Here is a 13,610-nt window from a genome sequence, read left to right as displayed (position 1 = left end):
CGAAGTCGCGGACTATTCGCCGGTCACCGACGGCATGGCCGAGGAACCTTGGTTCGCATTACCACAACCGACATGCGATTGCTTCGGGTGCATGATCGGTACGGCGCGACCTGGATCCCACGCCGCTCAGGCCATGGGCAGCGGCCGGATCGGCTCGGCCATCCGGTCGGGAATGCCTCCTCGACCGGATGGCGGTGGGATCAGCTCTGGCAGACTGGCGCATACCTACCCCTGGGCGCACCTCCGGTAACAGAGGGTGACGGCGGCTCGGGCAGCTACCGCAGGAAGGATCGGGCCAGTGCAGGAACTTGGCTCCAGCGCATTCGACCTCGCGTTCCGTGGCCGGCGAGTGGTTCGAGACCGGGCATTGGTGATGGCGATCGTCAACCGGACTCCCGATTCGTTCTACGACCGGGGTGCCACGTTCGAGGAGGACGCGGCCAAGGCGGCTGTCGATCGTGCCGTTGCGGAAGGCGCCGATGTGATCGATATCGGCGGCGTGACCGCGAGTCCCGGCGCGGAGGTCGATGCCGAGGAGGAGATCCGGCGGGTGCTGCCCACCGTCGAGTGGATCCGGGCAACGCATCCCGACGTCTTGATCAGCGTTGATACCTGGCGGCACGAGGTCGCCGATGCGGTTTGCCGGGCCGGCGCCGACATCATCAACGACGCGTGGGGCGCTGCCGACCCGCAGATCCTCGACGTGGCGGCGGCCTACGAGGCCGGCTACGTGTGCACCCATTCCAACCGCGTCCCCCGGGCGGAGCCGGTTCGCTCGGATTACGAGGATGTCGTCACCGCGGTGCTGGACGAGACGGTGCGACTGGCCGAGCTCGCCGAATCCAAGGGCGTCCCGCGCGGTGGCATCCTCGTCGACGGCACCGGATACGGGAAGAACACACCCGACCACCTGGCCCTGGTGGCGCGGGTGCAGGAGATCGTGAAAACAGGCTGGCCGGTGCTGATGGCGCTGTCGAACAAGACCTTCGTTCGCGAAAGCCTCGACCTCGACGTCGCCGACCGGGACGAACTCCTCACGGGCACGTTGGCGGCCACCGCGATCGCGGCCCGCGTCGGAGCAGCGATGTTCCGCGTGCATCAGGTTCTGCCGACTCGGCGCACGCTGGAGATGGTCGCCTGCATCAACGGCACGCGGACTCCGGCGCGAGAGCAGGAATGGATCTCGTGATGAAGCAGATCTGGCCAGAGCACGCCGACCTCGACGATCAGCGGCTCGAACGCCTCTACACGTACCCCGAGGGCCGCCGATGGCTGGTCGTCAACTACGTCTCCAGCGCTGACGGAGCCGTTGAAGTGGGCGGCCGCGCGCGCCGGCTCTCCAGCCCAGCCGATCAGAAGGTGCTCAAGCTCGGGAGCGATCTCGCGGACGTCCTGCTCGTCGGTGCCACGACCGCGATGGTCGAGGAGTTCCGCGGCGTGCACCCGGACGAGTCCACGCTCGAACTGCGTCGTCGTCACGGGCTCCGGGATGTCCCGCCGACCGCCGTGGTCACGACCGGAAGGTCCCTGCCCGTCGATGCTCCGGTGATCACCGAGGCCGCCACGCCGACCCTGGTGATCACCTGCGCCAGCGCGCCGGTGAAGAAGCAGAAGGCCTGGGAAGAGGCCGGTGCCGAACTGCTGATCGCCGGGGAGAACACCGTCGACCTCGCCGCCGCCACCGAGGCGCTGGCCGAACGCGGCCTGAACCGGATCGACTGCGAAGGCGGCCCGCACCTCTTCGGCGGACTCCTCGCCGCTGGGGTGGTCGACGAGCTGCGGCTGACGATCTCGCCGCTGCTCGTCAGCGGCGAGCACGGGCGGATCGCCACCGGACTGCCGCTCGACCCCATCGACATGGAGCTGGCCTCCGTGCTGACCGAAGACGGCGCGATGCTGGTGCGCTACCTCGTGCGGAACCGTCCGGCACAGCTCTGAATCGGCGCGGTCAGGCCGGCACGAGCTCGCACCAAGACGTCGATCTGGCCGAAAAGCATGGCAACCGGTCGGCGACCGACGAGGCGGCGATGCCCTGCGGGCCGAGTCGGGGTGTTTCCGCCGGGAGCGGAACCGCTGCCCCGGGGCGCGGGACCGGTGCCAGGATGACGGTATGGCGGACATCCTTCCCTTCCACCAGAAGCGCACCCGCATGCCGGATCGTGAACCGGAACCGCTGTGGCGCGAGGTGCTGGGCCGGAGCCTGCGTGCGACCAGGGAGGAGCAGGGTGGCCGCCTCGTCGACATCGCGGAGCGGGCCGGCATCTCGCCGCAGTACCTGTCCGAGATCGAACGCGGTCGCAAGGAGCCCTCGAGCGAGATGATCGCCGCGGTCACGGGTGCGCTGGGTGTCGACCTGGCCGACCTGCTCGCCGGCATCGCGGGCGACGTCCGGCAGCGCCGCGGCGCGGGTCCCGCGGTCGGGCGCCGTCCCGCGGGACCCGTGCTCATGGCCGCCTGAGACGCGATCTCAGGTTCGGTGGTCGAGGACGCGGTCCGCGAGCCCGTAGTCGACGGCGCCCGCCGCGTCCAACACGCGGTCCCGGTCGGTGTCGTGCCGCAGGTCCGCGACATCGCGACCGGTGTGCGCCGAGAGGATGTCCTCCAGCTGGGTGCGCACCCGCACCACCTCGTCCGCCTGGATGATGAGGTCCGGGATGGCGCCGCGGCCCTGCGCCGCGGGCTGGTGCAGCACCACCCGGGTGTGGGGCAACACGGATCGGTGCCCGGCCTCGCCCGCGGCCAGCAGCACCGCACCGGCCGCAACCGCCTGGCCGACGCACGTCGTCGCCACCGGCGCCTTGATGTAGCGCATCGTGTCGTACAGCGCGAGCATCGCGGACGGGTCGCCGCCCTCGCAGTTGATGTACAGGTTGATCTCTCGTTCCGGGTTGTCCGCCTCCAGGTGCAGCAACTGGGCGATCAACGCGTTCGCCACACCGGAGTCGATCGCGGTGCCGAGGTAGACGATCCGCTCCGACAGCAGGTGCGAGTAGACGTCCATGATCCGCTCGCCGGCCACGCTGCGCGTGATGACGTTGGGAATGGTGTAGGTGCTCATTCGCCGGCTCCCGTCGCCGCGCCGAGCCCCAGTTGGTGCGTGCGCACGGGCACGAGCTGGTCGAGGCTGTCGACGATGTGGTCGATGAAGCCGTACTCGCGTGCCTGCTCGGTGGTGAACCAGCGGTCGTGCAACGAGTCGGCGAAGATCCGTTCGATCGGCTGGCCGGTGTCCTCCGCGATGATCCCGAGCACCGTGTCCCGGGTGTGCCGCAGGTCGTCCGCCTGCACCTCCACCTCGACCGCCGATCCGCTGATCCCGGACGAGCCCTGGTGCATCAGGATGCGGGCGTGCGGGAGGGCGAAGCGTTTGCCGGGTGTGCCCGACGACAGCAGGAACTGTCCCGCACTGCACGCCAGTCCCAGCGCGAGCGTGGCCACGTCGCACGGCACGAGCCGCATCACGTCACGGATGGCCAGCATCGCGGAGACCGAGCCGCCCGGCGAGTGGATCCACAACGCGATGTCCTTGCGGGGATCCTCGCTCGCGAGGGACAGCAGCTGGGTGGCGAGCACTGTCCCGTTGTCGTCGTCGAGCGGGCCATCGAGGACCAGTACCCGCTGGCTGAAGAACCGTTCTCGGAGTCGGTGGTCGAACAGTGGCTGCTTCTCGTGATCCGTCATGCCCCGACAATGCCGCCACCCCGGTGCACATCTCCGGTTTCGCTGCTGTGAGCGGATCAGCCCTCAGCAGGCGGGCACCGAATTGTCCACTGTGGACATCGTGGGTCGGTTAGGGTCAGCCCGTGATCAATGTCTTGGCTGGGATCATCGGCGCGCTGCTGGGCTTCTCGGGCGCCTTGCTCGGGGCTTGGATCAAGAGCAGGGGTGAGCAGCGGAAGTGGCTGCGTGACCAGAAGCTGTCCGGTGCCGCAGAGATGGTCAGTGCGGCCACCAACATCTACGAGTTCCAGAGCGGCAGCAAGCACTGGCAGGCATCGTTAGAACCGAGCGAGTTGCGCGAGTGGCAGTCTCAACTCCAGAGAGGCCGCGCGGTCATTCACCTGCTGTGCACGCAGGAGACCCGTGATCACGCGAACTCCTACGTCCAAGCGTGCTGGCGAGCCAAGACGCCTGACAAGGAACACCACGACAAGACCATCGCCGCACTGCAGGCGTTCACCACTTCACTGCGCAAGGAGATCGGCGCATGAACCGGACGCCCAGGGGCCACCGCCAGGCACCCGGAGCCGACATCTCGATCCCACCATAGGGTGAGTGCGGCCAACGTTCGACACGATCGCGCGGCAGTATGAGAAGTTGCCATCATATTTCGGAAACATGCGTGGTGATGCACCGTGCGAGTCATGCCTGGGCGTTTGGCCAACATTGGGCTCATCAGCGCCTGCTGCTTGCTCGCAGCCGGTTGCCCCGCACCAAACGACAGAGACACGCCCTCGCCCGCACCGGAGGAAACCTCCGAGCCCGCAGAGGGCGGAGACCCCGTCGAGCCGTTGCCGCCTCCTCCTTTGCGCACCAAGACGCCGCCCAACGGCATTGTCCCCCCTCCGCCGGAGCCGACCCCCACCCAGACTCCGGGAGCCGACGGTGACGGCGAGCCCCCAGGCCCCGATACACCTCCGGATGAGGGGCCGCCCGCAACGTGATGCCCGCCATTCGTCAGGAGCCCGGGGACTCCGCGGTGCGCATGACTTCTCTCAAGCTGGTAGCCGCGGAAGCTTCTCTCCTCGCCGCTTTGATGTTCTACTTCGGAGCGATCTACACCGGCCGCTACTACGCCTATTTCCAGCTCTCCGCACTCGACATCGGGATGAGTTTCACGGACTTCGTAATCCAGAGCACCCGAGTGCTGACAGAAACGGTTGCGTGGCCGCTTATTTTTGCACTGGTCGTAATCAGCATTCCTGCTTCGCCGAGAACCCTGCCGTTGACCCGTCGCCTTTGGCGCGCAACCTCCTCGGCATGGACGGCGCTGGCCCGCTACCACCTCGCACTCGTGGTTGCCGGATTGGTCGTCTTCGCCGCCGGAATCATCGACTTTGAGGCGGTTTATCCATTCTATCCGCTGGCCTTCGCGCTAATCGCCGCGGGGCTGCTGCTGGGACAAAGTCGAGCCGCCCAGCGCGGAGCCCGCTCGAGAAACGCACTCGGCAAGGGAATTCCTGTCTTGGTCGCTGTCTTCTTCCTGGTCTGGGGAATTGCTTTGTTCGCAGGGCAGGAAGGCACACGACAGGCGGTGTACGACGCGCAACACATCGAAGAGCGAACCGAAGTAGTGGTTTTCAGCAGCCAGCGCCTGAGCCTGCGAGGCCCGGGGGTGGAGCCGAAAGACCTGGGCGAAGTGACCGACCTGCGCTATCGCTACACAGGTCTGCGGCTTCTCGCCGCACGCAACGGGCGGTACTTCGTGGTACCTGTCGGTTGGAACCCCAATACCAGCTCCACCTTCGTCTTCCGGGAAACCGACGATACGAGGATTGAGCTGAGACCAGGAGTTCGGGGAGCCTAGGAAATCCGTGTGGCAGTGGGTGACCGCCGAAGCCGTGCCGCGATTGGAACTGCAGATGATCTCCCGGGCAAGATGGCGACATGCTGGTCGACCACTTCCCCCTGCTCGGGCTGCGGCTGACAACGCCACGGCTCGAACTGCATCTGCCTTCGCCTGAAGAGCTCGGCGCTCTAGCCGACCTGGCCGCCGGCGGCGTCCATGACCCGGAGGTCATGCCGTTCAGCGTGCCCTGGACCGACCAGTCACCGGCCAAGGTCGCTCTGAGCGTCATCCAGCACCACTGGACGCAACTAGGCGACTGGACCCCGCAGGACTGGTCGCTCAACCTCACCGTGTTTCACGCCGGTGTAGTCGTCGGACAGCAGAGCATCGGGGCCCGTGACCTGTCCATCACCGGTGAGGTGCGCACGGGCTCGTGGCTCGGACAGCGCCACCAGGGACAGGGAATCGGCACCGAGATGCGCGCCGCGGTGCTGCACCTCGCCTTCGCCTGCCTCAACGCAGAAGCGGCGATCTCTGCTGCAGTTGAGGACAACGTCGCCTCCCGCACCGTGTCCACCAAGCTCGGCTACCAACCCGACGGGCTCCAACGCCGCGCCCTTCGTGGACAGTTGACAATTGAGCATCGACTACGCCTGACCCGAGCGGAGTGGGAGCGGCATCGCACCATCCCGGTCGACGTCGAGGGACTTGACCCGTGCCTACCACTACTGGGCCTCAACGCCACGTAGCCGAAGTGTCCAACATCAATTGACACCAGACAGACTGCGGCCTAGCCGTTGGCGGCGACAAAGGTGCCCCGACCATGGACAACCACGACCACCCCGCGTTCAGCAAGATCCACAACCGCTCGTCGCACAGCGCCGCGAGCCAGTGTCGATGACGCAAGATCACTACTTCGGCTGGGGCAGGAGTCGCGGGTAGCGCCGCGGCTCTGAAGTTCGTGGGCTCCGCCGAGTAGCGAGGAAAAGTGGCAATTCAGTGGCAACCGGGGCCCACCAACACGAAACCCCAGGCCGTTTGACCTGGGGTTTTGGTGGGTCGCCAGGGGATCGAACCCTGAACCCGCGGATTACGGGGCGACGCTTGCCGATGTTTGACGTTGGACGTCGGTAGCCCTCGTCAGCTGGTCGAATAACGAAAGAAAACGGCCATTGAGGATGGTCGCTCAGCGTCGTTTGTCGTTGTCTTGTGGGGGTAAAGTGTGGGCTCTGGGTGTGCACTGCTGGTCGAATGGCTGCCCGTCGATCGAAACTTCTGAACCTAGATGGCCCGGGGGCTGCACTGCTTCCGAATGCAGTAGCAGTCTCCCCCTAACGGCCGCAGGGGCGATCATATCGGGGGCGCCGACGTGATCCGAAGGGTTTCTAGCTAACCGATCACGCCTCACCCACATGGAGCACTGGCCACACGGCGATCTGGACGTTTTGTGGGGGAATCGAACCTTGAACCCCCGGGTCGCCCGTTCACAACGTCCCCCTACAGCTAGCCAAGGGGCGGGCCCAAGACATGCAGAAGCCCCCTGAACACCGTCAAATCGGGCCGCGATCCTTGACAGAGGTAGCAACTCTACGAGCTAATCGCCGATGCCCCGACTTCCAGTTACGAGTGCTTGATGGGCCGCTTGCCTCTAATGGTCGCTACAGCAGTTCCACAAAGTACTGTATGTTGGCGATGTGATTGCTCGTCGGAAAGGTTATGCAGTGGCTCAAATTGACGGCGGTGGATCCGCCCTTCGGCCAGCGGACATTGAACTCGCAGAAGCACTCAAGGACACTGCTGTCCGCGAAAAGTACAACGAGATACTGCAGATCCGCGACCTTCTCCGAGGATGCTTTATAGACAACAATTACGTAGTCCCTGACGCGCTTATACGCCCCATCCGACTCACCGAACTCGGCGAGCGCGTCCGGCAAGGCGTGCTCGATCGGCGTCGCCGCACAAAGCCTAATGAACTCAAAATGGCGGAATTCCTCGCCTTCGGATGCGCTGACGGATTATTCGTATCACTTGAATCCGATATAGACGCAATGCGAAAGGCCCTTTCCGTTGAAGCTAAAATGCGAAAAATACATTTCCCGTATATCTTCGGCCGAGAGCTTCACGACAACGCGGCACAGATGTATCCTGAGCGAACTAGACTCAATAACCGAGAAACCTTGAACCTACTTCGATCTCTTCCGATCGGCGTCTTTCAAGGGGGGCGTACAGTCGTCGGACCATTTGGATGTCTCGCCTCCGACGAGATGCGCGCGCTGCCATTATCCGACGATTATGAGGTTCCAGGATACCTCTGCTCAGACGAGACATGCGAAGCTATACACCCGATTTACCTCACGACTGGGGATACTGCGATCGCAAAGACACGCGGTGTGGTCGGGGATTACATCAGAGATCATTATTCTGGAGTAGCTAACGAGAACGCACGTCTCGTTACGGAAGCATGCATGGAACTCGATAACCCTTTCCGAATTCACTCTTACGAAGCTCTCATAGAAACGATTGCGGACGGGCTCACTCTCGACGAGACACGTATCGTATGCGACAGGTTGCTTCGTCGCAAGTTCCGCGAGTCAGATTCTCAGAACGATCTGTCGCGCAGGCTCGGCGTGGTTATAGGAAATCCTGCAGACTTTGTCGCTGCGCTCGATAAAGCAAGCCTACTGCAAGTGCTACTCCTACACAGGGACGCAGAAATCATGGAGGCCATTGACCGAGCGATCTACTCAGGCGGACTGGAAATCCCCCCTTACGAATTTCGGAACCGGAAATTCCTCCGTTGGACTCATGGCCAACACAGACTGCGGGCCGAAATCGGTACGCACGGCGTGCGTTTTACGGCTCCGGCACATACCGGTCTCGCCGCTAAGCAATTGCACCAACTTTTGCACCATCTTTACTACAGCTCCGGACTCTTCGATCCGAAGGATTTACAGTATGCACTCGACCAGCCAGATGGCCTAAGCGAGCAGGAGCTACTCGGTTTCGCAATACGTCAGCTCAGCCCCAAGTCTGCATTAAGGGACCTCGTACTCGGGACTCGCAAGTCTGCTTTAGCTGCAGCCAATTTCCTAGGTGTTATAGACGCCGATAGCATCGATCGCGACATGCTACTTGAGAGGATGCTTTGGAAGTTGGGCGTTGATACCACTGCGTCAATCTTTGTGGATTTGGAACGTATCGCGACTCAAGAATCTGAGTTGACGGAGATTCTTAAAGACCCGGCGGCAGCTGAAGAAACACTACGTGGATCCATATCAAATCTGTTCACCGCAACCGAGGACGCCCTGGCGCGCGCCCTTATATTCTCAACGTGGGCCTTGACAACTGATCATTATCTGGAATCTGACTCTTTCTGGTACGATCCCAACGTATCAGCAAGCCTTCTCGAATTTCTCGACATCCACGCACCGGTCCCCAACTCCGATTTCGCGCTTAAACGGAACGGCAAGAACACACTTGTTCCTCTGGCGTCCGGATTTGCACGACTAGCAAAGGCGCTTCGCGGCTTGCCTGAAAGTGACTACCAGCGACCAGCGCACCAAATTCCCGCAGAATGCCGCTGTACACCGAAGCCCTTTGCCTTTCCTTACACGATCCCGTTCCTCAATCTAACGACAGATGGCAGGGCATCCGTACTGCAATCACTCCAGGGCGTGAGCCAACTCCTCCAAGACTCTGCAGTCGTGAAAATCCGCAACGCCACACTCCATGGCAATAACGATTTCCCGACCAAATCTGAGATTGCGGTAGCGATTGAGCGAATCGCATCTTGGCGAGAAGGTGTGATTGCTAGCGGTATCTATCCGCAGGTATACCTGCTCGAGAGAGAGCATCGGGACTCCTTTGGCAGATCAGAATTGACGTATCGAAATGGCGCAAACAGCTTGCAGCTATACTTTCCGTCCTGGGCTGTTGCCCCTGGGATGCCAACTCGTGAATCGCGTATAGTCGCTATGCCTTCGGCGATTATATCTTCGGCCGGGCCTCTAAGGTTCAAGATCAGCAACAGACCAGGAGGGGACCCGTACTGGAAGGATTGGCCTAAGCGATGGCGAGTTGCCGCGAACTACACGAGCACTGAGCACAGGAGTACTACACCATCTGCCGATGAGGCCGGGGCGGCGGTAAACGAGTAGCCCTTCAAGAAGAAGTAGGCAGGCAACATATCTTCTCGTGGCGGTTACAGTCCCGGCTATACCAGCTTCGATAACTCCAGAAGCACTGATTATGTCACGGTGACGCCGCCGAAGAGTTACGACGGAGATTCCGAGGACTCGACCACAGCCAGGCAACCCCGTGTATGACGTTACGGCTCGATACCTGCTGGAGTAGTGAGGCGACGAACTCGGCTGCGCGCCCAGCACCGTTCTTCGACGGCTCGCCCAGCCGACCCAGTGAAGTCAGGACATCCGTGGTTCAAATCTCCATCTCGGCGGATTCTGCGGGGCCGCCTGCCTTCCGCTCGCGCCATGACGAGGCCGCCGACCTTTCCGCTCGCGCCCGGTCGCCACCGATGGCCGGCCGGGACCGGTGAGCGCAGCGAACCGCACGCCCGGCCGGCCATCAGCGGCTTGACCGGGCTCGCATACAGGAAGTCGGCGGCCTCGTCCTGGCTCGCATACAGCAGGCAGGCGGCCCCGCAGGGGCCGCCCTTGATGAAGTAGAGAAAGTTTAAACACACGTGGGCTAGGGCCCGACAAACTGCGGCCTAGCCGGAGCACCGAGACTTTGATTTCAAAGCCAACAAAGTAAGCGGTTGACACTGCGCGGATGCCGGTCTGGTCGGTAGCTTTCTGCTGCCTTCGAGGCGGCGGTTACTTTGCTTGACCCGGCGATAGGGGGAGTATGCCCTCGCGCTGCAGCACCTTTCGGATCTCGTCGAAGGCGGGGCTGATGTCCCCCTCGGGGAAGCGGATCTGCCCCAGCCCGGAGATGTTGGAAAACACCTCGCAGCCATCCTCAAGCAGAACGATCGCCTTCGTGAAGCCGAGCCTCCCCTGGAAGAGCCCAACCTCATGGACTACGTTTTCCCTGGCGCGCACCTTGCCCTCGGCAGTCTCGTCCTCTGCCGTCATCAAAAGGAACGCCATCCGAGCGTTGTCAAGCATCTCAGAGAGTCTCTCTTTAGTGCTCAGCCCGGCAGTTGGGGTGCGGTCGAATACCTCCCACTCAAGACCCTCATCTTGGAGCCACATGCCGAGCCGTAGGTATTCCCTCGACCTTCCGCCATGCCCGATGAAGATCTTGCTACCGAGCTGTATCAACACCGCCTCCGCGCTCGATTCGACCGCCTGGAGGTGGTGTCCCAGTCTCGTGCACACCTCAGCGAGACGTCGTGCGGCACTGTAGGGCGATCGCACGTGCATCAATTCGGCGATCACTTGTTGGTGGCCAGCCACCTGCCAGCCGTCCTCCGCAGCCTGCATATCCCGAACGGGGAACTGCCCACTGGTGACGTTCATCAGCGAGGCGCCAATCGCGTCAATCGGAGGCAGCGAGATCCGCTGGAGCTCCTCGCAGTTTTCCTTGAAATAGTCATCATGCGGTGGACTGACCCGCACCGCAGCCGAGCGTGCCCGATGAATAAGCACTTCCACCGGGCTCCTCGCGGCATCCGACACCTCTCGGGACGGAGCCAAGTCAGGGTTCCCTGCCAGCTTCTTAATACTGGCGACAACATCGTCAGAGTCGTACCGCTGCCAGTCGCCGATCGTGCCGTGAAACGCGCCTCGAAATCCCCATTCGCGGCTGAACTTTGCCCCGGCAGGCGGCACCTCGAAGTCCGCATAGTAGACGTTGGCCTGGTAACCGAGACTGGACTTAGACCACGACCTGCCGACCTGCTCAGCGGCGGATTTCAAGGCGGAAAGCGTCTCCGCGTCAAGGTCAGCCTCGCGCTGGGCGAGCAAGCTCGCCTCATCCGCAATCGATAGGAACTCCAGACTCAGATCCGTCATCGCTGCAGCCTACTCGGGGACCGGCGAAAAGAGATTGTGATCGACAACCTCATGGCAAGTCAGAGCGGTTTGCGGTCAGTGGAGCGCCAAGGTCCCGGGATCTTGACGCCGGCGGCGCCTTCAACTAGTCCCGGTCGGTGTCCGCGCAGGCCAGATGACGGGCTCCCGGCTACATGTCCTCGACCCGCGCAGGCCGTTGCAGCTCAAGAAGGGCACGGCCACGGTTGAGACCACTCGCATCGAAGGCAGGAGGAAGAAGCCTCCACGCGCGCTGACCCTGAACGAACGCGTTCAGGGGCTCGCTCAACTCGAATCGGATCAGAAGGCCGTCCGCTGGGACGTTCCGGACCTGTCCCGTTTCATGCTCGCCACTGGTGTTCGTATCGGCGAGGCACTGGCGGTTTACTGGCTCGATGTCGACCTAGAGGCGGAGGGGCGTTAGGGGCGACTTCAACGTGGTCCGGGTCAAGGGCAAAGGGTTGATCAGGAAGTCCACCAAGACCGAATACGGGGCCCTCGTGGGCGGTGGAGATGCTGCGTCGGCGCCTCGCCGAGACCGATGTCCCGGACGGCCCGGTGTTCCCGGACAGCCTCGGCAGGCTCCGTGACGCGTCGAATAAGCGGCGAGTGCTCCGCGAGACTCGGGGTAGTGACGGCTTCGCGTGGGTGACCTCGCATGTATTCCGCAAGACCGCTGCGACGATCTTGGATGCGGCGGGGCTGTCCGCGCGGCTGATCACCGATCAGCTCGGACACTCGCGGCCGTCGATGACGCAGGATGTGTACATGGGCCGGAAGGCAGTCAGCAGGCAGGCGGCGGACGCCTTGGAACGCGCCCTGAAGAGCTAGGCCCGCTCGAAAGGTGCACCAAAAGTGCACCGGACGATCACCAAACACGAAACCCCAGGCCGTTTGACCTGGGGTTTTGGTGGGTCGCCAGGGGATCGAACCCTGAACCCGCGGATTAAAAGTCCGCTGCTCTGCCAGTTGAGCTAACGACCCGCGTGCCCAAGGTTACAAGGTCCGGGCGATCTTGTGCGGTACCGGTCGCCGCTTCTTCGCCGATGAAGGTCACATCCGCACCCGCCTCGCCCTGCGGTGAGGGGTTCCCCCACCTCTCCGGCCCGTGACCAGAGCAGCGGCCGGAGGTGAACTTAGGTTCGGCGCCGAGGCGCTGCACCCGTTGCCGGCCGGTTCCGGGGAAGCCTGATCATGTGATTGCATCACTGCTGGTCAGGGAGTTTTGAAAACTTCTTTCGGCTCATTGACAACCTCGTCGGGCAGTACACGTCTTACGGGGCAAAGGGGAACGAAACAGCTTTACGAAGGGGTCAACAATGCAGCTCAACCGCACTCGGACGCTCGGCGCGATCTCCGGACTCGTCGGGGGCGCCCTCCTGCTCGCCGGATGCGGCCAGCCGGCTGCCGCGCCGCAGACCCCCCAGGGCACCACCGATGGCTCCGCGGCGGCCGCCGGGATCGCCCCCGGCGAGTTCCACCCCGGCCAGTCCGCCGGTGACGGCAAGTCGACGAGCGACTCCAAGCCCTCCGCCGGCACGACGGCCGGTGGCCAGGCGTCCGGCAGCGGTCAGCGCACCACCGGTGCCAAGTGCACCTCCAGCGACTTCAAGGTCGACCTGAACGTCCAGCCCGACCGCCCCGGCGTCCTGCTGATGGCCGTCACCAACGAGTCGCAGAAGGTCTGCGACCTGAACGGCTGGCCGACGGTCACGCCGCTCGACATGTCCAACAGCACCGGCGACGTGCCGACCCAGCAGGTCGAGATCCCGGGCGGCCCGACGGACTTCAGCCTCGACCCGGGCCAGACCGGCTTCGCCGGCGTGCTCATCGAATTCGGCGACAAGGGTGACTCGAACACCTTCGTCGCCACCGGCTTCCAGGTCGGCGTGCCGGGCGCCAGCGACGCGGTGAACGCCACCATCTTCGGCACCGACGGCACCAACACCGGGAACGGCGGGCTCTACGCGGAGTTCCCGATCAAGTCGATGAAGGTCGGCACGCTGCAGCCCGCCGCTCAGGGCGTCACCGTCTTCGACTGATCCTGGCGGGTTCGCCGGTCGGCGGCAGGGGAATAGGGGCTTCTCCGGGGGCGTTCCACAGGC

Annotated in this window: 13 protein-coding genes and 1 tRNA gene; 10 read left to right on the top strand and 4 right to left on the bottom strand. The window is 63.3% G+C overall.

Going from position 1 to position 13,610, the window contains the following annotated elements:
• The first annotated feature begins 373 nt into the window (after nucleotides 1-373).
• The 3 genes from folP (at nucleotide 374) to AC07EQ_RS37060 (ending at nucleotide 2,458) form a co-directional block, all read left to right on the top strand.
• Nucleotides 374-1,189, top strand: a complete 816-nt coding sequence (gene folP / locus AC07EQ_RS37070; RefSeq protein ID WP_478392482.1) for a dihydropteroate synthase — start codon at nucleotides 374-376, stop codon at nucleotides 1,187-1,189.
• Nucleotides 1,189-1,938, top strand: coding sequence for a dihydrofolate reductase family protein (locus AC07EQ_RS37065; RefSeq protein WP_478392481.1), 750 nt, complete (start codon nucleotides 1,189-1,191; stop codon nucleotides 1,936-1,938). The genes folP and AC07EQ_RS37065 overlap by 1 nt, the downstream gene beginning before the upstream one ends.
• Nucleotides 1,939-2,110: 172 nt before the next feature.
• Nucleotides 2,111-2,458 (top strand): helix-turn-helix domain-containing protein, encoded by a 348-nt coding sequence (locus AC07EQ_RS37060; RefSeq protein WP_478392480.1) that lies wholly within the window; start codon nucleotides 2,111-2,113, stop codon nucleotides 2,456-2,458.
• Between the two features lie 9 nt (nucleotides 2,459-2,467).
• On the opposite strand, the gene AC07EQ_RS37055 is transcribed toward AC07EQ_RS37060, so the two are convergent.
• Both AC07EQ_RS37055 and AC07EQ_RS37050 read right to left on the bottom strand, forming a co-directional pair.
• Nucleotides 2,468-3,058: a ClpP family protease gene (locus AC07EQ_RS37055; protein ID WP_478392479.1), complete on the bottom strand. Its 591-nt coding sequence runs from the start codon at nucleotides 3,056-3,058 to the stop codon at nucleotides 2,468-2,470.
• A complete protein-coding gene (locus AC07EQ_RS37050) occupies nucleotides 3,055-3,681 on the bottom strand; it encodes a ClpP family protease (protein ID WP_132495539.1) in 627 nt (208 codons plus the stop codon). Before AC07EQ_RS37050 ends, AC07EQ_RS37055 begins: the two co-directional genes overlap by 4 nt.
• Nucleotides 3,682-3,803: 122 nt before the next feature.
• On the opposite strand from AC07EQ_RS37050, the gene AC07EQ_RS37045 reads away from it, so the two are divergent.
• The 4 genes from AC07EQ_RS37045 (at nucleotide 3,804) to AC07EQ_RS37030 (ending at nucleotide 9,666) form a co-directional block, all read left to right on the top strand.
• A complete protein-coding gene (locus tag AC07EQ_RS37045; protein ID WP_478392478.1) occupies nucleotides 3,804-4,211 on the top strand; it encodes a hypothetical protein in 408 nt (135 codons plus the stop codon).
• A 494-nt stretch (nucleotides 4,212-4,705) separates the two neighbouring features.
• Nucleotides 4,706-5,527 carry a hypothetical protein gene (locus AC07EQ_RS37040; protein ID WP_478392477.1) on the top strand — a complete coding sequence of 274 codons (822 nt, stop codon included), beginning with the start codon at nucleotides 4,706-4,708 and terminating at the stop codon, nucleotides 5,525-5,527.
• Between the two features lie 80 nt (nucleotides 5,528-5,607).
• On the top strand, nucleotides 5,608-6,258 hold the full coding sequence (locus tag AC07EQ_RS37035; RefSeq protein WP_478392476.1) for a GNAT family N-acetyltransferase: 651 nt from the start codon (nucleotides 5,608-5,610) through the stop codon (nucleotides 6,256-6,258).
• Nucleotides 6,259-7,230: 972 nt separating this feature from the next.
• Entirely contained in the window at nucleotides 7,231-9,666 is a 2,436-nt protein-coding gene (locus AC07EQ_RS37030; protein ID WP_478392475.1) for a hypothetical protein, read from the top strand.
• A 678-nt stretch (nucleotides 9,667-10,344) separates the two neighbouring features.
• Here the strand turns inward: AC07EQ_RS37030 and AC07EQ_RS37025 are convergent.
• Nucleotides 10,345-11,487: a TIR domain-containing protein gene (locus AC07EQ_RS37025; protein WP_478392474.1), complete on the bottom strand. Its 1,143-nt coding sequence runs from the start codon at nucleotides 11,485-11,487 to the stop codon at nucleotides 10,345-10,347.
• Nucleotides 11,488-11,641: 154 nt separating this feature from the next.
• On the opposite strand from AC07EQ_RS37025, the gene AC07EQ_RS37020 reads away from it, so the two are divergent.
• A complete protein-coding gene (locus AC07EQ_RS37020) occupies nucleotides 11,642-11,929 on the top strand; it encodes a hypothetical protein (protein ID WP_478392473.1) in 288 nt (95 codons plus the stop codon).
• An 89-nt stretch (nucleotides 11,930-12,018) separates the two neighbouring features.
• Nucleotides 12,019-12,336, top strand: a complete 318-nt coding sequence (locus AC07EQ_RS37015; RefSeq protein WP_478392472.1) for a tyrosine-type recombinase/integrase — start codon at nucleotides 12,019-12,021, stop codon at nucleotides 12,334-12,336.
• Between the two features lie 77 nt (nucleotides 12,337-12,413).
• Here AC07EQ_RS37015 and AC07EQ_RS37010 read toward each other — a convergent pair.
• Nucleotides 12,414-12,489 (bottom strand) — tRNA-Lys (locus tag AC07EQ_RS37010).
• 335 nt (nucleotides 12,490-12,824) lie between these two features.
• On the opposite strand from AC07EQ_RS37010, the gene AC07EQ_RS37005 reads away from it, so the two are divergent.
• Nucleotides 12,825-13,547, top strand: coding sequence for a DUF4232 domain-containing protein (locus tag AC07EQ_RS37005; protein ID WP_478392471.1), 723 nt, complete (start codon nucleotides 12,825-12,827; stop codon nucleotides 13,545-13,547).
• Nucleotides 13,548-13,610 lie beyond the last annotated feature (63 nt).

The sequence above is a fragment of the Saccharopolyspora sp. NPDC045839 genome, from assembly GCF_056431645.1.
Note: the sequence above shows the minus strand (reverse complement) of the source record. Positions and strands in the feature narration are given on the sequence as shown.

Bases quoted from the DNA above. Each gene is read 5' to 3' on its own strand.
- folP (WP_478392482.1), top strand. From the start codon at position 374: ATGGCGATCGTCAACCGGACTCCCGATTCGTTCTACGACCGGGGTGCC.
- AC07EQ_RS37065 (WP_478392481.1), top strand. From the start codon at position 1,189: ATGAAGCAGATCTGGCCAGAGCACGCCGACCTCGACGATCAGCGGCTC.
- AC07EQ_RS37060 (WP_478392480.1), top strand. From the start codon at position 2,111: ATGGCGGACATCCTTCCCTTCCACCAGAAGCGCACCCGCATGCCGGAT.
- AC07EQ_RS37055 (WP_478392479.1), bottom strand. From the start codon at position 3,058: ATGAGCACCTACACCATTCCCAACGTCATCACGCGCAGCGTGGCCGGC.
- AC07EQ_RS37050 (WP_132495539.1), bottom strand. From the start codon at position 3,681: ATGACGGATCACGAGAAGCAGCCACTGTTCGACCACCGACTCCGAGAA.
- AC07EQ_RS37040 (WP_478392477.1), top strand. From the start codon at position 4,706: ATGACTTCTCTCAAGCTGGTAGCCGCGGAAGCTTCTCTCCTCGCCGCT.
- AC07EQ_RS37035 (WP_478392476.1), top strand. From the start codon at position 5,608: ATGCTGGTCGACCACTTCCCCCTGCTCGGGCTGCGGCTGACAACGCCA.
- AC07EQ_RS37025 (WP_478392474.1), bottom strand. From the start codon at position 11,487: ATGACGGATCTGAGTCTGGAGTTCCTATCGATTGCGGATGAGGCGAGC.
- AC07EQ_RS37020 (WP_478392473.1), top strand. From the start codon at position 11,642: ATGACGGGCTCCCGGCTACATGTCCTCGACCCGCGCAGGCCGTTGCAG.
- AC07EQ_RS37015 (WP_478392472.1), top strand. From the start codon at position 12,019: ATGCTGCGTCGGCGCCTCGCCGAGACCGATGTCCCGGACGGCCCGGTG.
- AC07EQ_RS37005 (WP_478392471.1), top strand. From the start codon at position 12,825: ATGCAGCTCAACCGCACTCGGACGCTCGGCGCGATCTCCGGACTCGTC.